Genomic DNA, 20190 nt, shown 5'->3' on the forward strand with positions numbered 1-20190 from the left:
CGTCATAGCAGCACGCCGAAGAGGCGGCCGCATCGCGCGGCCGCCTCTTCGCATGCTAGCTTACCTATACCCGAGCGCGGCCAGGTTGGCGTAGCTCGTCCGCAGGCAGTCGAACGGGCTGCCCTCGCACGTGTCCTGCTCGACGAGCAGGTATTTCGTCGAACCGGCGCGCTCGAGCGCGTCCAGGATGGCCGGGAAGTTCATGTTCCCTTCCATGACCGGCGCCATGACGGGCTCCATGCCCCGAACGTTCATGTCCTTCAGATGGACGCAGTCGAGGCGGTCCTTCAGGATATCGATCCATTCGCACACGTCGGCGCCCGCCGCCTGCACCCAATACGTATCGAGCGTAATGCCCATTTCCGCGGGCGAGAAATCTTCCAGCAGCCGCTCGATCAGCCGCTTGCCCCCGACTTTCTGGAATTCGAAATTGTGGTTGTGGTACATGAACTTCTTGCCGGCCTTCGCGATCCGGCCGGCCGCCTCCCGGAAGTCCGCGGCGAAATGCCCGTACCAGTCGGGCGTGCGGTACTTGTCCGGCATGCTGCCGATCCCGATATATTCGCAGCCGAGTACGTCATGCTCCCGGATAACCGCTTCGGTGTCGCGGAGAATGCGGTCCGGGCTCACGTGCGTCAGCGCGACGGTCAGCGACAGCTCGTCGCAGATCGCCCGCAGCGCTTCCGGCGCGATCGGTCCCATCGCCGACGCTTGAATGGCGGTGTACCCCATGGCGGCGATTTTTTGCAAGGTGCGGCGAATGTCCGTCTCCGTCTGGATGAACGTCCTGACCGTATACAACTGGGCTCCTAAGATCATCGATTCCTTTACCTCCTCCGGATGGTTCGAACGGGCTCTGTTCTCCATTATTGAAATGATGCCGAAAGCCCCCACTGCGATCGCGGAATAACGAACGCTGCCGCGGGCGGGCGGCCGCGCCTGCTAGGCTACTCGCCCATGCGCACGACCGCCTTGATCCCGATGCGGTCGAATTGAAGCGAGGGCACTTGCTCCGGCGCGAATTCGTCCGTGATCAAGCTCCGCAGCAGGCCGGGATGGCGGCGCTCCATCTCGCGGATCCGGTCGAGCGCGCGCGCGAAATCCGCCTTGGACGCGTTCACGGAACCGACCACGGTTTGGTTGCCGATGACCATCCGCTGATTGATGTCGTCCATCGGCACCGGGATGCGGCGGTCCGTCGGCGAGATGCCGACCGTGCCGATGATGCCGTTGCGGTTCAGCACTTGATGCGCCTCGACGAGCAGCGGGCTGTAGCCGGTACACTCCAGCACGACGTCGAAGCCGAGGCCCCGCTTGTCCCCGTAATGGCGCGCGAGCCCGCAGCCGCCTTCGCCGGCCGGGCTGTCGTCGTACGCGCTCTGGAACTCGGCGCCGGCGTCCGCCAGCGCCCTGGCCTGCGGGCCGTCTCCGGCGTGCAGGGACCAGACGTGCGTTTCGAGCCCCATCGTGCGAAGCGACAGGGCGGACAGCAGCCCCATCGGGCCGGAGCCGAGCACCAGCGCCCGCTTCGGCCGCCAGACCAGCCGCTGCTGGATGCAGGCGATCGTCGTCCACAGCTTCTCGAAGATGCTCTGCGGCTCCACCCAAACGCCGAGGCGCCGCAGGTCGTCCGGCACCTTGACGACGTAACGGGCGTCCTCGACCACGTATTCGCGCATGAAGCCGTGGGAGCCCTTGATGCCCCGTTCGGTGTAGGCGCCCGTCTCGCAATAATCCGCCCGGTCCGCGCGGCAGTTCGCGCAGGCCGGGTCCGCGCACGGCCGGCGCACCAGCGCCGTCACGGCGTCGCCCGGCCGGAACCCGGAGGCGGCGCCGGCTTCCTCCACGATGCCGCTCAGCTCGTGGCCGATGATCAAGTCGTCCTCGCCTTCCTCCGGCACGCCGTAGCGGTGCGTGACGATTTCCTTGTCGGTGCCGTCTATCCCGACGGACAGCACCCGGATCAGCACCTCGCCGTCATGCCGGATCGCGGGCTTCGGCTTCTCCGCCAATTCGATTCTCGCCGACTCGGACGCGGCGTTCTTCAATACGATCGTCTTCATGCGTTCGCTTCGCTCCCTTTCGTCGCGCCTCCCCGGCAGCTCACGTTAAATACCGCTCGATCCCGGCGCGGACGTACCGGACGGATTCCCGCAGTTCGTCCAGGCCGTTCACGCCGTCCTCGATCGAGATCCAGCCGCGGAACTTCTCTTCGCGCAGGACATGGAATATCGCGTCGTAATCGTTCATCCCCTTGCCGATGACCCCGTGCTCGAGCGCGTCGGAATACCCCTGTTCCAGGTATTCGCGGATGTCGTCCATCGATCGGCCGGCTTTCAGATACCGGTCGCTGGCATGCATCGTCAGCACGCGCGAGCGGACCCGCTCCAATAGCTCGAGCGGATCGTCGCCCGCCACGATCGCGTTGGACGGATCGTAATTAATGCCGAACCACGGCGATTCGATCCGGCCGGCGATGTCGAGGAAGACGTCGCTTGGCATCGCGAACTCGGGCGCGGTCCAGTACCCGTCCTTGTAATGGTTCTCCATTACCAGGAACACCCGCTTCGCCGCGGCGTACGGCAGCAGCTCGCGGATGCACGAGACGGTCCAGCCGACCCCCTCCTCCCGGGAAACGCCGCTCCGCCGCTGCCCCGACAGCACCCGGCAGCTGCGAAAATCGTCGGGGCCGAGGATCGCCATGACGTCGATCATGCGTTTCATCGCGTCCACTTCCTCCGCCCGCCGCGCGGGATCCGGCTGCGTGAAATCCGGGGACGCGCACATCATCGGAACCGCAAGTCCCTGCCGGCTGCACGCGTCGCGGATCGTCTTCAGGTACGCCTCCTCCGTGCTCGCCAGAAACCGCGGGTACATCTCCAGTCCGTCGGCTCCGAGCGTGCCGGCCAGTTCGATCCACGTCTCCAAGCTCATCTTGCCTTCGGACAACTCCTGAATGAAGCCTTTCGGAAATACCGCCACGCGCGCCGAAGCCGCCATATCCCGTCACTCCTCCGTCTTGTTCGCTTTGACCCGCTCCACGAACCGCCGCAATATCCCGAGCAGCGCCTCGCGGTCCGTGCTCGGCTTGAATTCCTGCCGGTCGATGACCAGCGGCGCCCCGATGACCACGAGCGGCGCGCCGCGGCGCGGCATATCGGCCGCCTGGTCGATCGACAGCCCGCCGACGGCCTGCACCGGCACGTTCACCGCCGCCACGACCTCGGCGAGGTGATCGTACGGCGTGCGCGCCGGGTCTTCGCCGCGCTCGTCGAAGCCGGTATGCACGATGATGTAATCGACGCCGTTCGCCTCCATCATCCGGGCGCAGGCGACGGGATCCGGCGCGGCCATGATGTCGCCCATGACCCGGATGCCGTAATCCCGGGCCGCCCGGACGACAGCGCGGATCGTCGCGGGATGCGCCACGCCCATGACGACGACGTGGGTGGCGCCGGCCTTCGCCATCATCCCCGCCTCGAGGTAGCCGCCGTCCATCGTTTTCAGATCGGCCACGATCGGATGGTGCGGGAAGGCCTTGCGCAGCGCCGCGACGGCGTGCAGCCCTTCGCCGAGCAGAAGCGGCGTGCCCGCCTCCAGCCAGTCGACGCCGGCTTCCACGGCCACCTCGGCCATCGCCAGGGCATCCGCTATCGTGGTCAAATCCAGCGAAATTTGCACGATCGGTTCCATGAGGGCATTCCCCTTCCCTTCATCTGTGAAACGCTTTCAAATCCATGCCCGCGCGGCCGCTTCGCAATTTCCCGCTTCCGTCAATCGCGCCGGCGCATCTGTGTCCATATTCCACGCGGCCGCAGGAAGTCCTGCCGGATACGATCAATTGAGGAAAGAGGACCCAACCTTGCCGGCGGAAGCTTGAGCCGGAGCTCCCTCTCTCCGGAAGCCGTTGTCACAATATCGTAAAATCATTGCCCATTGTGCATATTTGCCCATTGGGCAATAATAGAGATGAATACCGCGGCGCCCGTTCGAGCGCTTGCGCCCGCGGATGAATGACAAAAAGAAAGCAAAGCGAGGTGCACCGTACGCGATGACCAGATCAAGCTTAAGGGATACGAAGCGGGAGGCGACCGCGCACGCGCTCGCCGACGCCGCGTTCGAGCTGGCGCTCGAGCGCGGCCTCGACGGCTTCGTCGTCGACGATATCGTCCGGCGCGCCGGCTTCTCCCGCAGGACGTTCGCCAACCACTTCTCCTGCAAGGAGGAGGCGGTGGCGACCGCCGCCGTCTCCTTCCGGAGCGTCAGCGAAGCCGACGAACTGCTGGCCGGCGTGGACGGAAACGCGTCCCCGGTCGATATTCTGTACCGGCTCATGAAGATGCAGCTGACCGCGGACATCCTGTGGAAGCTGCGCGAGCTCGTGTCTCTGGCGAAGCGGAGCCCGACGCTCGAACCGTATATCCTGAGCGCGTTCCGCCGGCTGCACGAGTCGGCGCAGGAGACGCTGGGCTTCTATTCGCAGGGCCGCTATCCAGACGGCTACGCCCATCTGCTGGCAGGCGCCGTCTACGGGGCGTTCCTGCCGCTGCTCGACGGCAGCCTGAACGTCCTGCTGCCGGGCCAATCGTCCGGCGAAGCGCCCGGAGCCGTCGCGTTCGACGATTATTTGGACACCATGTTCGGCTATTTGCGAAGCGGCTTCTAAGTCCGGATCCGCGCTCGGCCCTTATTCCCCAAGCAAAGGAGAATCATCCTTCCATGTCGACCTTTCTGTACAAATTAGGCCGCTCTGCCTACGACAAGCCTTGGGCGTTCATCGCCGGCTGGATCGTCATTCTGGCCGTCGTGCTCGCCGCGCTCGGCGTGAACGGCATACACGTCAGCTCCGATATGAAAATCGAAGGCACTGAGTCCCAAAAGGTGCTAGACCAGCTGGCCGAGGAGCTGCCCGAAGCATCGGGCGGGCAAGCCAGCGTCGTATTCGCCGCCCCGCCCGGAGAACGGCTGGACACTCCGGAGCGCCTGGCCACGCTTCGTTCGGCCATAGAAGGCGTGTACGGGCTGGACTACGTGATCAATCCCGCCGAATTGGCGGCCAAGGCCGGGATCTCGGCCGGCGCGCAAGGCGGCGATGCCGCAGCGGCGGGCGGGGAGCAAGGTGCCGATAGCGGCGCAGCCGGCCCCCCGACCGGCATTACGGCGGCTTCAAGCGGCCGGCAAGGTGCCGAGGCCGGTGCTCAGGGCGGAGCAGCGGCGGCTGGCCAAGTGACCGGCAGCGCGGCCGGCGGCGCGGCTGCTTCCGCGGCCGGGCAGGCGCCGTATGGCCCGCTCGTCGTCGGCGGCGCGCCGGTTCCCGGCGTCATGATCGCATCCGACGGCAGCGTCGCGCTGTTCCAGTTCCAATTCACCGTGCAGCAGATGTCGCTGCCCGAGGACGTCCCGGACCGGGTAATCGAAGCGGTATCCGCCGTCGAGAAGACCGGCATCCAGGCGCTGCCGAGCGACTCGCTGTCGACCAAGCCCGCCCTCGGCTCGACCGAAGGCGTCGGCCTCGTCGTGGCCGCCATCGTCCTCCTGATGACGCTCGGCTCGGTCGTCGCGGCCGGCCTGCCGCTGCTGACCGCCATTCTCGGCGTCGGCGTCAGCGTCGGCGGGGCGTATGCCTTCTCGACATTCATTCCGATGACCGACATTACGCCCGCGCTCGCGCTCATGGTCGGGCTCGCGGTCGGCATCGATTACTCGCTGTTCATCGTCAACCGGCAGCGGCGCATGATCCTCGACCAAGGCCTGAGCGCTCGCGAAGCCGCGAGCCGGGCGGTCGGCACCGCGGGCAGCGCGGTGTTCTTCGCAGGTCTCACCGTCATCATCGCCCTGTGCGGCATGCTCGTCATCGGCATCGCGTTCCTGTCGACAATGGCGCTCGTCGCCGCGGCGGCGGTGCTGGCGAACGTGCTGATCGCCCTCACGCTGCTGCCCGCGCTGCTCGGCCTGGCCGGCGAACGGATCTGCTCCGCCAAGGCGCGCGCCAAACAAAGCGGGCAATCGTCCGAACCGCGGCACGGGTTCGCCCGCCGCTGGGTAACGGGCGTGCTTAAGCTCCGCTGGCCGGTCGTGGTCGCGGCGGTCGTCGTCCTAGGCATCGCGGCGATCCCCGTCGGCAAGATGGAGATGGGGATTCCGTCCGGCGCGACCGCGAACCTCGACACAGCGTCGCGGCAGAGCTACGACGCGATCGCCAAAGGGTTCGGGGAAGGCTTCAACGGCCCGCTGCTGCTCGTCGCCGAGCCGACGGACGGGAAGACCATCGGGGCGGAGACGCTGGGCAAGCTCACGCAAGAGCTTCAGAAGCACGAGGATGTCTCGCTTGTCACCCCGATGGGCGTGAACAAGACCGGCGACATGGCCATCATCAGCCTGATTCCGAAATCGGGACCGGCCGACGCGGCGACGAAGCGCCTCGTGCACGACCTGCGGGCGCCGGATTCCGAGCTGGCGCGGACGTACGGCATCGCGATCGGCGTCACGGGCTTCACCGCGATCAACCTCGACATGTCCGCCAGGCTCGCGGAAGTGTTCCCGCTCTACGTCGGCATTATCGTCGTCTTGTCGCTGATTATTTTGCTGCTCGTGTTCCGCTCGGTCATCGTGCCGGTCAAAGCCACGGCCGGGTTCCTGCTCAGCGTGCTGGCCACGTTCGGCATCACGACGGCCGTGTACCAGTGGGGCTGGTTCCACCGCTTGTTCGGCTTCGATACCGGCGGTCCGCTGCTCAGCTTCATGCCGATCATGGTGACCGGCATTCTGTACGGACTGGCGATGGACTACCAAGTCTTCCTCGTCAGCTCCATGCGCGAAGCGTACGTCCACGGGCATCGGGGCCGGTCGGGTGTCGCGCGCGGCTACGAACAGGCGAGCCGCGTCGTCCTGGCCGCCGCCGTCATCATGGTGTCCGTCTTCGCCGGCTTCATCTTCGCGCCGGACATCATGATCAAGCAGATCGGCTTCGCGCTCGCCGCCGGCATCCTGATCGACGCGTTCGTCGTCCGGATGACGCTCGTGCCCGCGGTCATGGCCGTCTTCGGAGACCGCGCCTGGCGGCTGCCGGGATGGCTGGACCGTCTGCTGCCGAACCTCGACGTCGAGGGCGAGAAGCTGATCGCCGAGCTGAAAACAAGAGACGGCGAGGCGACCCGAACGGCCGTAAGGCCCGGCGCGGCCGTCGCCAGCATCTCATCCGTCCGCGACACGTCCGCGCAATCCGGCGTACGTCAGTCGGGCGACTCCTAACTCCCGGCTCCCGGCTCCCAGCTCCTAGCGCTAAGCGCCGCCCTCCGATATCCGTGTGCGGTCCGGACGCGTACATGGAAAGCTTTGTTTTTTCCCATCCTAAAAGGAAGGCCGAGGACGTGAGCGTTGCACGCTGGAGGCAAGTCCGCAGCATCCGCCCGCGGGGACGCTGCGTCGGGGAAAGGGGCGAACTCCCTCTAGACAACGGCGGCGAAAAGGTGTACGCTGGAGATAAATTAATACCAGGTACTAAAACCTGATGCTAAGGAGTTGAACGGCAATGCTGCAGCACCCGCTTCAATCGCATGCGGCCATCACGGCTTTCGGCGCGTACGTCCCGGAACGGATATTGACGAATCACGATTTGGAACAAATGGTGGACACGACGGACGAGTGGATCTTCCAACGGACGGGCATCAAGGAACGGCGCATCGCTGCGGACGATCAATTTTGCAGCGACATGTGCTTCGGCGCGGTGCGCGACCTGCAGCTGCGTTACGGCGCCGTGCTGGAGGACGTTGATTACGTGCTCGTCGCAACGACGACGCCGGATACGTACTTCCCGAGCATGGCCGCGCGAATCCAGGCGGAATTCGGCATCGTCTCCTGCGGGGCGGCCGACGTCCAGGCGGCATGCGCGGGCTTCGTCTCGGCGCTGCAGCTCGCCAACGGCCTGATTCTCTCCGGCGCGTATCATAAAATTCTCGTCGTCGGGGCCGAGACGCTGTCCAAGGCGACGGATTATACCGACCGCTCCACCTGCATCCTGTTCGGCGACGGCGCGGGCGCGATGCTCGTGGAACGCAGCGAGGAAGGCGCGTTCCTCGCCTCCCACAACGGGACGAAGGGCGGCGACGGGCATCATCTGTACCGCTCCTCCCTCGCCCCGTCCATCGACGGCGTGCCCATCCAGACGAACGGCCTGATCGTCCAAAACGGGCGCGAGGTGTACCGCTGGGCGGTCACGACGGTGCCCAAGGGCATCCAGGCGCTCATGGAGCGCAACGGCCTCGCGCCGGCGGATATCGACTGGTTCGTGCCGCACAGCGCGAACATGCGCATCGTTGAATCCGTCTGCGAGCGGACCGGCATTCCGCTCGAGCGGACGCTGACCAGCATGCGCGAATACGGCAATACCTCGGCGGCCTCCATCCCGCTGGCCATCGATCTGGCCTTGAAGGAAGAGCGGATCAAGACCGGCGACACGCTGCTGCTGTACGGCTTCGGCGGCGGCTTGACGGAATCGGCGCTGCTGCTGCGCTGGACGTTGTAAACGCCGAAGCTCGGACAAACGAACGACTCGCCAGCCAAACGATGACCTAGCGGAGCTTCCTTCGGGACGCTCCGCTTTTTTTCGCGCAGTCCCGCCGGCGCGAAATGGGACAATCCGGTTTTGTCGAACGGGCGCAAAGACGGTATACTAGGAGGTATACGAACCTATAGAAAGCGAAGGTAGCCCGCCATGGACGAACTGAAGAAAGCTTACGAGCTGCTTGGCCTGCCCGAAGGCGCAGCGAAGGAAGACGTCGAGAAACGCTATTTTCTCTTGATCCGCCGGGAGCGCGCGAACCGGCAGCGCGAAGACGCCGGGCAATCGGACGACCAAGAGGTCTCGCTCGAGGACATCAACAAGGCGTACAAGACGATCCTGGAGTACAACGAGAAGCAAACGATGGCGCAGTTCAACGATGCCGCCTACGGCAAATTCAAAGGCATGGCCGGCTCCGCCCAAAAGATCGATCATTTTTTCAGCTATTATAAATTTCACGTGCTCGGCGCCATCGCCCTCATTCTGATCGTCATCTTCGGCACGAAATCCTACATCGACCACCGGCACAAAATGGCCGAGCTCGCGAAGCTGCCGCCGATCGATGTAAGCGTCTCCTTCTTCGGCGAGTATTACAGCCAGGACGGCACCTATCCCGTGAGCGACCTGAAGCCGCTCGAGGACAAGTTCGTCGGCCAGTTCCCGCAGTGGAAGCGGGTTCAAGCGTTCTTCACCTACGTGCCGTCGGACATCCGGAGCGAGCAGGATTCCGCGCTCATTCAGAAAAGCATCATCGATCTTATGATGAACAAAGCCGACGTCTATATCCTGGATAAGGCAAACTTCCAGAAGCTGGCCCGGGACGGCTCGCTCCTGCCGCTCGACGGGGCCAATGCCGACAAGCTGGGTCCGGCCTACAAGCCGGAGCTGGGGTACAAAACGGCGACGGAGGATGTCCCCGAGGAGCACGTGTACGGCGTGGATATCTCCGCGAGCCCGCTGCTCAAGGGGCTGCCCGTCATCGGCAAAGAATACATCGCCGGCATCCGGGTCAATTCCGCACGTCCGGACAACGCGTTCACGTTCATTGCTGCTTATCTGAAATAAACGGTCGACCCCGACCGGAGGCGCCGCTGCCGAATCCGCCGCGATTCGGCAGCGGCTTTTTTTGCCGCCGAGCCGCCGCTCCGCGTCCCGATTCATGTTAAAATGAGTCGAACTGGATAATAAAGGATCGACCTGGAGGCCCATCATGACCAAAAAAATCGCCTTGATCGCCCTATTTCTCTGTGCGCTGTTCGCAAGCTTCGCCAGCGCGGCGCCGCTGCCCGCCAAAGGCAAAGGCCACGTCTATGACGGCGGGGGCATGTTCCCGTCCGGCCAACTGCAGGCGCTGGAGCAGGCCGCCGCGGCGGGCTCTCCGTACGCGTACTATATCGTCACGCTCGAATCGCTCGGCGCATCCGAACCGGACGCTTACGCCGAAGCGCTGTACGACGCCTGGAAGCTGCGAGCGGACGACGTGCTGATCCTGCTCGCCAAGCAAGAACGGCGCGTCCAGCTGTACTTCGTCAATCCGCCGCTGCAGCGGAAGCTGGACGCGCTGCCGGACGATTACGCCGGCAGCGGCTATGCCGGCCGGCCGGCGATCGATCGGTTCGTCGGCGGCACGTTCATCCCGCTCGCCAAGGAAGGCGATTATGCCGGCGGGGTGCTGAAGCTGATCGCCGCGGCGCAGCTCCTGCCGGAGCCGGCGGAGGAGACTTCGCCGGGCACCGCGCCGAATGCAGGCGGTCCGCCGTCCGCCGGCGAGCCCGCGGCGCTGCCGGCAGCGTCGCCGGGCAGCGACGCTGCGCCTGGCCAGCCGGGCGCGCCGGACAGCGACGCGCCTCCGCGTGAGCCGGAGACGCCGGCGAACCGGACCGGCCTCGCGGCCGCGCTGCTCGCCGGGGCGGCTGCTGCCGCCGCAGCGGTCTGGCTCGTCCTCTACCTGCTCCGCCGGTCGCGGCATGCCCGCCTCGTCTGCGAGGCGGACGCGATCGCGGTCGAGCTGTTCCGCGCCCAGGAGCTGCTCCGCCCGCTCGTCGGGCTGTACAGCGGCCCGGCGACCGATGCCACGCTGACGCCCGTGGCGGGCGCGCTCGACGCCCGCGCGGCTTCCGCGCAGGAGCTGCTCCGGACGCTCGGCGCCAGCCGTCCGAGGTTCTTCACCGGCGGCGGGCGGCGCGCGATGGACGCGGCGGACTCCGCCGCCGATCACCTGCGGGCCGAGGCTGGCGAGCTGTGCAAGCAGGCCGAGCATCTCGTGGAGCTGGACCGGCGGAACGGCCGCGAGGTGAGCGAGACCCAGCGCGAATTGAGCAGCCTCGCGGCCATGGCCGACGAGCTCGCGTCCGCGAACGGGATGACGCTCGCCCGGATCAAGCAGGAAATCGCCGAGAACGCGGCCCAGGCGGAAGTCATTCGCAAGCGGCAGGTCACGGACCTGATCGACGCGGGCGAGCTGCTGAAGCCGCATCGCGCGACGGCGGCGCTGCACGCCTCCCTGCTGGAGCGGCTCCCTGCGTTCCTGGCGCAGCGTGCGCAGCTGCCGGACGACATCGCGCAAGCCCGCACGCGGATCGAAGGAGAGCTGCGCGCCGAACGGCTCGAGCTGACCGAATTCGATCCGTTCGCCCGGCTCGAGGAAGCGTCGAGCCGGCTCGCGCCGTTCGCGGACGCGATCGCGGCCGGCGATCTGCGGGAAGCCGCGGTCCAATCCGAGGCGATGACGGACGCGATCGAAGGCGCGCGGCAGATGGTCCGCGACCGGGTCGCGCTGCGGAACGGCCTCGCCGCCGATCTGGAGACGCTGGAGCGATTCGCGGGTTCCTTCTCCTTCGGCGAACCGATGTACCGGGAAGAGCTCGGCAAGCTGCAAAGCCAGTTCGACGAAGCGGTATGGGGCTTCATGCCGGACGCCTTCCGTACGGCGATGGACGCCTTCCGCGAGCTCGAGGCGGGCCTCGCGCCGCTTCGCGAGGCATTCGGAACGCAGCGCTACGCCGCGGCACGCCCGCAGGCGGACCGGCTGCTCGCGCTGTCGGAGCGCGCGGCGGAGGCGGCGGAGTCCTGCCTGAAAGCGCGGGAGCGCGCGCTGGCCCGCACGGAAGCGCTGATCGCCAAGCTCGAAGACGAGCGGCAGGCGTACGAATCGGCCGCCTCGCAGGCCGCGGCGCACCGGCTGCCTGAGGCTGGCGACGGCGCGGACGGCGCGATTCAGGCGGAGCTCCGTGATGCAGACCGTCTGCTTACGCCGCCGGACATCCGCCCGGACGCCGCGGAGCAGCGGCTGCACCGGCTGTCCAGCCGCGTGGCCGCCTACGCGCAGGACGTGCAGCGCCGCATTCAGGAGAAGCAGGCAGCCGAACGGCGCATGCGCGAGCTCGGCTCGCGCTACGCATCGGTGCATGCCCGGACCCGGCACCGGTCGCTGCCCGGTCACTTCGACGCTGCCTGCCAGGCCCGGATCAACGAGGCGGACCGCATGTTCGCGCTCGGGATGTACGTGGGCGCGATCGAGCAGATGAACGAGGCCGAACGCCAGCTCCAGCGCATGCAATCGGCGTACGAAGACATCCTCCGCGAGGAGCAGCGGCAGGAGGAAGAACGGCGCCGGCACGAAGAGTTTCACCGTCAGAGCAGCGCGCACCACGGCGGCCATCACGGCGGCGGGCATCACGGCGGCTCGTCCGGCGGGGATTCGTTCGATAAGCCGCGCGGCTCATCCGGCGGCGACAACTGGTAGGCAATAACTGGTAAGCGACAATTGGTACAAGCCCGCGGCTCGTCCGCGCAAAAAAGCGCAGCCGCGTATACGTCCCGTACGCGCGGCTGCGCTTCGTTCGTTCAGGCGTTCAGCGCGAGATGCTTAAGGCCCGTATAGCGGTCCCGCAGCCGGTAGGCTTCCCGCAGCGATTCGCCGATCAGCGCCTCCGTCAAGCCGATGTCGTCCGGATCGGACGGTCCGCCGGCTTGCCGCAGCCACGTCCGCAGCCGGTCGGCGTCCGGCAGGCCGCCGAAGACGTCCGGATACGCGCCGGCCAGCCGCTCGCGGTACAGCCTTGCCAGCATGACGGCCGCGACGCCGACCTTGGCGCCGTGCAGCAGCTGCCGCCTGCCTTCCGCCAAATACGCCATTTCCCAATGATGCGACAGATGATGCTCGCCGCCCGAAGCCGGCCGTGAATGGCCGACGAGCAGCATCGACCAGCCGGACAGGAGGAGCGCTTCCATCAGCACCTCCACGCCGCGCGCGGATCCCGTCGCGATCTCGTCCACCGCTTCGAGACACCGCGTCAGCGCCTGCTCCGTCAGCTCGTACGCCAGCGGACAGAACGGCTCGCCGGCCTGCTCGGCCGAGAAGCGCCAATCCGCGAGCGACGTGAACTTGCCGAGCATGTCGCCGAAGCCCGCCGCCGTCATCCGCCGCGGCGCCGCCGCCAGCACGTCCAGGTCGGCGAAGATCGCCTCCGGCGCGATGGCCGGCACCGTCTGTTTGAAGCCGCCCGTAATGATCGGCGCGCCGACGGACGTGAACCCGTCGACGGAAGCCGCCGTCGGCACGGAGACGAACGCGCGGTCCGTCTGCGCGCAGACGAACCGGACGACGTCGTGGATCGTGCCGGAGCCGACGGCCAGCAGCGCGCGGGCCTCCTTCGGCGTCTCCAGCATGACCTGAACGATCGTCCGCTCGTCCGCGATCACGTCGCCCTGCCCGTCCGGCTTGACCCGGCAGACGGCATGGGCGATTCCGGCCTCCCGCAGCGATTCGGACAGCCGCTCGCCCGCCGCCGTCCACGTGTTGGCGTCGGCGACGAGCCCGACGGACGCATAGCCGCGGGCCTTCAAGTATGGCGCGACCTTGGCGAGCGCCCCCGCCTCCAAGTCGCCTTCCATGACGATCGGCGCGAAGACCACGCCTTCCGGCCGGCGGGCGGCCGCTTCGTTGATTTCGCGTAACGCGGTTTGGATCTCCATCTCGCATCATTCCCCTTTCCTTCGTTAGCGCCATTTTACCACAGGCGCGGCGGGGCGTCTCGCGGGATAGGGGACAAGGACCCACGCGGGCCGCCGAACCCCGGCATACACTGGCGGTAAGTGTGCGCATAGCAAGGGGGAACGAACGCGATGAGGCTGTTGTTTACGTACTTTATTCCAAGCGGCGGGATCGAGACGCTCAACCGGCTGCGGTACCATGCGCTGGGCGGCGCCGGCATCGAGGTCCACGCCCTCTACTTATGGAACGGCGCGGGTACCCAGAATATGGCCGGGATCCCCCATTTCGTGACCAACAACGATTTCGAAATCCAGGAGGTACTGCGGAGCGGCTCATACGACGCCGTCGTCGTCATCTGCGACCATCTGATGCTGCAGCGGCTGCGCGGTCTCGGCTACGGCGGTCCTTTGATCTACGAAGCGCAGGGACTCGGGACGAGGGAGCAGGCCGAAGGAACGCTGGCGTTCGCCTCTTCCTTCATCCGCACGTACGCGCAAGGGGTCATCAGCCCGCCGACGTCGCATCTGATGGACATCTTCCAGCGGTACCTGGGCGACTTCCCCCGCTTCTATGTGCAAAACATGATCGATACCTGGCAGTTCAGCCACCGCCCGGCGCCGTGGCTCAACCCGGACGGCGCCCCCATCGTCGGCTGGATCGGACGGCTGGAGGCCAACAAAAACTGGCCGCTGTTCCTGCGCATCGCCGCGAAGCTCGCCGAGGTGAAGCCGAACCTGCGGCTCTGGGTGTTCGAGGATGCGACGCTCTCGGAGCCCGGCGAACGAGATCGGTTCACGGCGCTCGTGCGGGGGCTGCGTCTCGAGCCGCGTCTGGTCATGCGGTCCAACATCCCGCACAGCCATATGCCCCACTATTTATCGGCGATCGGCGATTCGGGCGGCCTGCTGCTGTCGACCTCCTACGCCGAAGGCTTCGGCTACGCCGTCGCGGAAGCGATGAGCTGCCTATGCCCCGTGTTGTCCACCGATTCCGACGGCGTCCGGTGCTTCATCGACCATAACCGGACGGGCAAGTTTTTCCGGAGAGGCGCCGTCGACGAAGCGGTCGCGGAAGCGCGGTCGCTGATGGACGACCGGGTGCTCGCGGAGCGGATCCGCGGCGAAGCGCAGCAGCACGTCCGGCAGCATTTCTCGCTGGCCCGGTATGCGGCCGATATCGTCAACGTGCTGTCCACGCTCGGCATTCGGCGCTGACGCGCGCCAAGATGGACGGAGTTCCCGCGCCACTTGACCGTGTCGCCGTTGCCTTGTCCCGACATCGTAAACAAGAGCATTGCCATTCTGTTCGAAGAGGTGCACGATCATGCTGCCAAAAGTGTCGATCATCATCCCTTTCTATAACGATCCGTACGTCGACCAAGCGATCGTCAGCGCGCTGTACCAGACGTATCCGAACGTGGAAGTGATCGTCGTCGATGACGGCTCTACCCGGCATCAGGAGGTCATCGCCCCCTTCCGCTCGCATATCCATTATATCGGCAAGGCGAACGGCGGCACGAGCAGCGCGCTGAACCACGGGTTCTCGATCGCCTCTGGCAAATACATCGCCTGGCTCAGCTCCGACGACCGCTTCCTGTCCGACAAGGTCGCCAAGCAAGCCGCCTACATGGAAGCGACGGGGGCCCACATCAGCCATACCGACTACCACGTCATCAACGAGCACGGCACGATCACGGAATACGGAGCCGGCATCAAATACCCGACGGCCAAAGCGTTCATCAACGGCATCCGGCACGGCTGCCCGGTCAACGGGTGTACGGTCATGATGACGAAGGAACTGTATCAAACGATGGGCGGCTTTAACCCGGGGCTGCCATATACGCACGATTACGATTTTTGGATCCGCGTTCTGCTCTCGCGAGTGGACTTTCATTACTTCAACGAGCCGCTCACCCTCTACCGCCGCCATTCCCAAATGGGCACCGTGCGCCACTTCAATACGATCCTGAACGAAGCGGGCATGGTGAACGCCCAGTACGCGCATCAGCTCGACGCGCTGCTGGCGCAGCTGCCGGACTGAGGGCATCGGCAAACGAAAATACTCCGTGCCTGGCGGCGAGAGGCTGCCGGGCACGGAGTATTCGGGTTGTCCGCGCGACCCGGTGCCGGAGGCGTTCAACGGTCCGGTGAACCGGCACCGGAGCGCCTGGACGTGCGGGCCCTAGACCGCCCAGCCGCGCTGGCACACCTGCTTGTCGAAATACGCATCGTCGATCGCCAGCCCGAATCCGGGCAGCTCGGGAACGAGAATGCTTCCGTCGCGAATGCGGTAGCCCGACGTGTCGATGCCTTCGACCCGCGCCTCGTCCCACTCCGCGAATTGAAAGCCTTCGATCGCGGGGGCAGCCTGCGCCGATGCGTAGTTGCCGAAGAAGCCGCCGTAATTGTGCGGCGCGGCCTTGACGCCGGAGCGGGCGAGCCGCTTGCTCAGCTTCAGCCAGTTCACGATGCCGTAATCCTTCAGATCGTATTGGATCGCGTCGATCAACCCCGCTTCCGCCCATTCGACGATCGGCCCCGCAGCCAGCCCCTCGCCGTCGGCGATCCAGACGCGTAATCCTTCCTTCGCCATCCAATCCTTCAGCTCGCGGTACAGCCGGTCGTCCTCGTGGAACGCTTCCTCGATCCACAGCAGGTTGGCGGACGCCGTTTCCTTCAACACCTGCTTGGCAAGGTTCAGGTTATACCCGTTGTTGGCGTCGATCGACACGTTGCACGACGGGCCGACCGCCTCGCGGACGCCGTTCACGATCGCGATGTCCCGCCGCGTGCCGGCCTCGAGATCCATGTGCATCGCGCCGCGGCCGACTTTGATCTTGAAGCCCCGAAAGCCCGCCTCGTAGCCCTGCATCGCTTCTTCCTGCAGCAGTGCGACCGCGTCCGCGTCCGAGCGCAAGTGCAGATCGTCGAAATACAGCGACGTATCGTAGCACGGCACCGTTAGGGGCGAAGTCCGCTTCCCGCCGGTCAGCAGCGCGTGCACGGGCAGCTCTTCCGCCTTGGCCAGCCAGTCGAACAGCGGGAACTGCAGGCCCTGGAACCGGTCCTGAATCCACTGCTCCTCGCAAAACAGCTCGCCCGCCGGGGTCCCGACCATCGCCTGGGCCTCTTCGCGGGATATCCGCGACCACCCGTAGCCCGTTCTCCCTCCGATCGTCACGCGGACGAGCGGGAACCGAACTTCCTTGCCGTGGACGCCTAGCCTTGCGTTGCACCCGGCCGATCGCGGGCGTTCGCCCCTCATCTCGGCTTGCTCGATCCTCTCGATGCGCCAGCTTTTGTCTACGTTCATCCGTCCATGTCTCCTCTCGCATTACGAAAAATCAGGCATGAAAGCGCCGTCATTCGGCCATCATTCCTATCTTAATTCGCCTGGCCGGACGAAAGAATACCGAAAACGGATCAATCGGTGAGTATTACGGACATCCTTGCAAGCGGCGATCCCGTTCACTGGGGAGGCAGTGGAGGAACGATACGGTGTACCTTTCTTGGGGCGCTCGGCGCGTCTGCCGCCGCAAGTAGGCCAACAAACAAGCACGCCAAAAAAGGGCCGCCCCCTCGTCAGCTTCGTGACGGCGGACAGCCCTTCGTGTACAAGCCTATCAAATCACCGTTACGAAGTACCCGATCAGGTACGCCGCCGGGACCAGCACCAGCTGCGCCAGCATCGTGCCCATGAAGCGCGCCGTCATGAGGACGACGTAGATTTTGCCGAGCTTCGTCCGGTATTCCTCGCTGCGGAGCGCCTTGTCCGTGATGAGGCCGAGCTGCGGGTCGATGAAGATCGTCAGCAGAATCGTCGCGAGCCCGTTGATGATGCCGGACGCGTTCGAGGCAGCCGTGCTGTAATGGGGAAACAGATGGGCCGCGTAGAGCGCCGCCAGCACGCCGACGGTATAGAACGACGTGACGACGACGCTGAGCAGCATGAACGTTTTGGAGATGCCCAGGTAACGGAACCGGCTCAGATGGAGGCGCGGCAACCGAACGTAATGCCTCGTGTTCTTCAACTGCCCGATCGTGACGCTCGACACGAGCTTCGGCAGGGAGCCCGCGATCTCCAGCTTCGCGATCATGCGGGCGAAGAGCCTGACGCAGGTCGGAAACAAGACAATCGCGAGCAGCGTGCCGACCGACGATGCGAGCAGCGTGACGCGCAGGTAGTGCAGCATCGGGAATCCGGGGTGCGATCGCCCGTAATCGACGAACTTGGCCGCGATCGGCCCCTGCACCATGTTCGCCGTCCGCGACACCAGCACGATGATCCCGGTCAAGGACAGCGCGACGGCGATTTTGTTCAATCGGACCCCCGCCAGCCGGACGGCGTACGACAGGGTCTCCGCCGTATGGATGATCGTCGTCATCGCGAAGACGATCAAGAGATTGGTCAGCACGCGGCGTTTCTCCTCCCCAGGAAAGCGGTGTGCCTAATTCGGATCCGAGAACAACGCGGTGGACAGGTACCGCTCGCCCGTGTCCGGCAAGAGCACGACGATGGTCTTGTCCCGATTGTCCGGCCGCTTGGCCAGCTGAAGCGCCGCGAACGCCGCGGCCCCCGAGGAGATACCCACGAGCAGCCCTTCGTTCCGCGCGAGCGCGCGCGCCGTCTCGATCGCTTCTTCGTTGCGCACCGGCACGATCTCGTCGACAACGGCCGGGTTGTAGTTGCCCGGCACGAAACCGGCGCCGATGCCTTGGATGGCATGCCCGCCCTTCTGGCCGCCGGCCAGCACCTGCGAGTCGAACGGCTCCACCGCGACGATCCGCACGGCCGGATTTTTCCGCTTCAGCACCTCGCCGACGCCGGATATCGTGCCGCCCGTGCCGACGCCCGCGACGAAGACATCGACGGCGCCCGCCGTGTCCGCCCATATTTCCTCCGCCGTCGTCCGCTTATGTACCGCCGGATTCGCCGGGTTTTCGAACTGCTGCGGAATAAAGGAATGCGGGAGCTCGGCGGCCAGCTCCTCCGCCTTCCGGATCGCGCCCCCCATGCCTTCCATCGCCGGCGTCAGCACGAGCTCCGCGCCGAGCGCCATAAGCAGCTTGCGCCGTTCCATGCTGAAGCTTTCCGGCAGCACGATGATAAGCCGGTAGCCCATGGCCGCGGAAGCCATCGCCAGTCCGACGCCCGTGTTCCCGCTCGTCGGTTCGATGATGACGGAATCCGGGTGCAGCAGCCCGCGCTCCTCCGCGTCCTTGATCATCGCGAAGCCGATCCGGTCCTTGACGCTGCCGGCTGGGTTGAAATACTCCAATTTGGCGACGATTTTCGCCTGCGCCCCCGCCTTGCCCGCGAATTTGTTGAGCTCCAGCATCGGAGTGTTGCCGATAAGATCCGTGATGTTTTTTGCGATACCTGGCATCCGGTTCCCTCCTGAACATAAATCATGGATTACGTACTTCGTGCAGCCATCCCGTACTTCATTAGCCTAGCCTTCCAGCCGCTTCTCGAAACATAGGCTCGAGGGGCAGCCGATATATTCGCCGTACGGCTCGATAGCGGCGTAGCCGTGCTTCTGGTAGAACGCCACGGCCTCGAATTGAGGGCCGCCCGTCTCCAGCCGGATAACGCCGTAACCGCGCGCCCGGGCCTTGTCCTCCAAATAACGAAGCATCCGTCCGGCGACCCCGCGGTTGCGGAATTCCGGCTCGACGTAAAACCGCTTCAGCTCCGTCATCGTCCCGTCGAGCTCCTTGATCGCCCCGCAGCCGGCCGGCTTGCCGTCGATATAAGCCACCGCGAAATGAATGTCCCGGAGGTCCGGGTCGTCCAAATCGACGCCGAACACCTCCTCCGGCGGATACAACGCGTACAGATACGCGTCCAGTTTGGCGATCAGCCCGAGTAAATCGGGGTCTTTAATCCCTACGTCGATGATGCGCAAATCATGCATGGTTGTCCGGTCCGCTCCTTCTGACTGATCCGACTGTCAGTTCTACTGATTTGTTCCTGCTATTGGTTGCGCTGTCTGTTCCTGCTACGGGTCCCCGCTGGCAGCTCGCACCGTCCGTTCCTGCTATGCGCGATCGTCCTGCCGCAGCCAGGCGTCGGCCTCGCCGATCCAGCGGCCGTCTTCGTCCGCCAGCAAGCCCGTCCAGCCGAACCGGTCCGCTGCCGCCAGATTGTCCGGATGGTCGTCAACGTACAGCACTGGCGCAGCCGGCATGAGCCGGTCGCGAAGCGCCGCGAACATGGCATCCGCTGGCTTGCTCGCTCCCGTCTCGCTCGAGATGACGACATGCCCCAAGTACGGGCGCAGCCGCGCCACGACCGGCGCCAGCCACTCCGTGCGATGATTGCTGAGCAAATGGACGTCGGCGAGCCGGCTCCATGCCGCGACGCGGTCGAACGCCGGCAGCGGCCGAAGGTTCCGGCGCAGCAGCTCGCGGGCGTCCCGCTCCGTCACCCCCGGGCAGCGGTCCTCGACCCAGCGCCAAAAGTCCGCTTCCGCGACCGCGCCGGTCCAGAGACCGTCGCCCAGCTCCGCCTTGTACGCCGCCCGGATGTCCGAATATTGGACGCGCGCGGCATCGGCGAGCATCGTCCAGAAGCCGGGCAGGTTCGTCACGATGACGCCGCCCGCGTCCAGCACCAATTGCTTCCTCACCAT

General features: G+C 65.5%; 17 protein-coding genes. 7 read left to right on the plus strand and 10 right to left on the minus strand.

All coding sequences use genetic code 11. From position 1 onward, the window contains the following. Window positions 1–60 precede the first annotated feature (60 nt). From ACFPB1_RS16460 to ACFPB1_RS16475, 4 genes are all read right to left on the minus strand, one after another. Window positions 61–819 (minus strand): sugar phosphate isomerase/epimerase family protein, encoded by a 759-nt coding sequence (locus ACFPB1_RS16460; RefSeq protein ID WP_379227197.1) that lies wholly within the window; start codon window positions 817–819, stop codon window positions 61–63. Between the two features lie 128 nt (window positions 820–947). Next, entirely contained in the window at window positions 948–2063 is a 1116-nt protein-coding gene (locus tag ACFPB1_RS16465; RefSeq protein ID WP_379227198.1) for a glucose 1-dehydrogenase, read from the minus strand. Window positions 2064–2103: 40 nt separating this feature from the next. Further along, a complete protein-coding gene (locus tag ACFPB1_RS16470; protein WP_379227199.1) occupies window positions 2104–3000 on the minus strand; it encodes a sugar phosphate isomerase/epimerase family protein in 897 nt (298 codons plus the stop codon). Between the two features lie 6 nt (window positions 3001–3006). Then, window positions 3007–3693, minus strand: coding sequence for an orotidine 5'-phosphate decarboxylase / HUMPS family protein (locus ACFPB1_RS16475; protein WP_379227200.1), 687 nt, complete (start codon window positions 3691–3693; stop codon window positions 3007–3009). 358 nt (window positions 3694–4051) lie between these two features. On the opposite strand from ACFPB1_RS16475, the gene ACFPB1_RS16480 reads away from it, so the two are divergent. The 5 genes from ACFPB1_RS16480 (at window position 4052) to ACFPB1_RS16500 (ending at window position 12305) form a co-directional block, all read left to right on the plus strand. After that, the gene (locus tag ACFPB1_RS16480; RefSeq protein WP_379227201.1) at window positions 4052–4666 is read left to right on the plus strand and encodes a TetR/AcrR family transcriptional regulator; all 615 of its coding nucleotides are present in this window, start codon (window positions 4052–4054) and stop codon (window positions 4664–4666) included. A 53-nt stretch (window positions 4667–4719) separates the two neighbouring features. Then, window positions 4720–7251, plus strand: a complete 2532-nt coding sequence (locus tag ACFPB1_RS16485) for an MMPL family transporter (RefSeq protein ID WP_379227202.1) — start codon at window positions 4720–4722, stop codon at window positions 7249–7251. Window positions 7252–7531: 280 nt separating this feature from the next. After that, entirely contained in the window at window positions 7532–8524 is a 993-nt protein-coding gene (locus ACFPB1_RS16490; protein ID WP_379227203.1) for a ketoacyl-ACP synthase III, read from the plus strand. A 189-nt stretch (window positions 8525–8713) separates the two neighbouring features. Then, window positions 8714–9625, plus strand: a complete 912-nt coding sequence (locus ACFPB1_RS16495) for a J domain-containing protein (RefSeq protein ID WP_379227204.1) — start codon at window positions 8714–8716, stop codon at window positions 9623–9625. Between the two features lie 145 nt (window positions 9626–9770). After that, window positions 9771–12305, plus strand: coding sequence for a TPM domain-containing protein (locus ACFPB1_RS16500; protein ID WP_379227205.1), 2535 nt, complete (start codon window positions 9771–9773; stop codon window positions 12303–12305). A gap of 101 nt (window positions 12306–12406) precedes the next feature. Here ACFPB1_RS16500 and ACFPB1_RS16505 read toward each other — a convergent pair whose 3' ends face one another. Further along, complete coding sequence (locus ACFPB1_RS16505; RefSeq protein ID WP_379227206.1) at window positions 12407–13537, minus strand: sn-glycerol-1-phosphate dehydrogenase; 1131 nt, start codon at window positions 13535–13537, stop codon at window positions 12407–12409. A 150-nt stretch (window positions 13538–13687) separates the two neighbouring features. On the opposite strand from ACFPB1_RS16505, the gene ACFPB1_RS16510 reads away from it, so the two are divergent. Both ACFPB1_RS16510 and ACFPB1_RS16515 read left to right on the plus strand, forming a co-directional pair. Continuing rightward, window positions 13688–14770: a glycosyltransferase family 4 protein gene (locus ACFPB1_RS16510; protein WP_379227207.1), complete on the plus strand. Its 1083-nt coding sequence runs from the start codon at window positions 13688–13690 to the stop codon at window positions 14768–14770. Window positions 14771–14879: 109 nt separating this feature from the next. Beyond that, window positions 14880–15596, plus strand: coding sequence for a glycosyltransferase (locus ACFPB1_RS16515; RefSeq protein WP_379227208.1), 717 nt, complete (start codon window positions 14880–14882; stop codon window positions 15594–15596). A 141-nt stretch (window positions 15597–15737) separates the two neighbouring features. On the opposite strand, the gene ACFPB1_RS16520 is transcribed toward ACFPB1_RS16515, so the two are convergent. The 5 genes from ACFPB1_RS16520 to ACFPB1_RS16540 all read right to left on the minus strand — a co-directional run bounded on the left by ACFPB1_RS16520 (window position 15738) and on the right by ACFPB1_RS16540 (window position 20187). Further along, window positions 15738–16868 (minus strand): mandelate racemase/muconate lactonizing enzyme family protein, encoded by a 1131-nt coding sequence (locus ACFPB1_RS16520; protein ID WP_379227209.1) that lies wholly within the window; start codon window positions 16866–16868, stop codon window positions 15738–15740. 310 nt (window positions 16869–17178) lie between these two features. Further along, window positions 17179–17970: a lipid II flippase Amj family protein gene (locus ACFPB1_RS16525; protein WP_379227210.1), complete on the minus strand. Its 792-nt coding sequence runs from the start codon at window positions 17968–17970 to the stop codon at window positions 17179–17181. 33 nt (window positions 17971–18003) lie between these two features. Continuing rightward, window positions 18004–18942 carry a cysteine synthase A gene (cysK, locus tag ACFPB1_RS16530; protein ID WP_379227211.1) on the minus strand — a complete coding sequence of 313 codons (939 nt, stop codon included), beginning with the start codon at window positions 18940–18942 and terminating at the stop codon, window positions 18004–18006. Window positions 18943–19008: 66 nt separating this feature from the next. Further along, window positions 19009–19473, minus strand: a complete 465-nt coding sequence (locus tag ACFPB1_RS16535; protein ID WP_379227212.1) for a GNAT family N-acetyltransferase — start codon at window positions 19471–19473, stop codon at window positions 19009–19011. A 123-nt stretch (window positions 19474–19596) separates the two neighbouring features. After that, window positions 19597–20187, minus strand: a complete 591-nt coding sequence (locus ACFPB1_RS16540; RefSeq protein WP_379227213.1) for an HAD family hydrolase — start codon at window positions 20185–20187, stop codon at window positions 19597–19599. Window positions 20188–20190 lie beyond the last annotated feature (3 nt).

The organism is Paenibacillus sp. GCM10023250 (genome assembly GCF_042653205.1).
Taxonomy (GTDB): domain Bacteria; phylum Bacillota; class Bacilli; order Paenibacillales; family Paenibacillaceae; genus Paenibacillus_Z.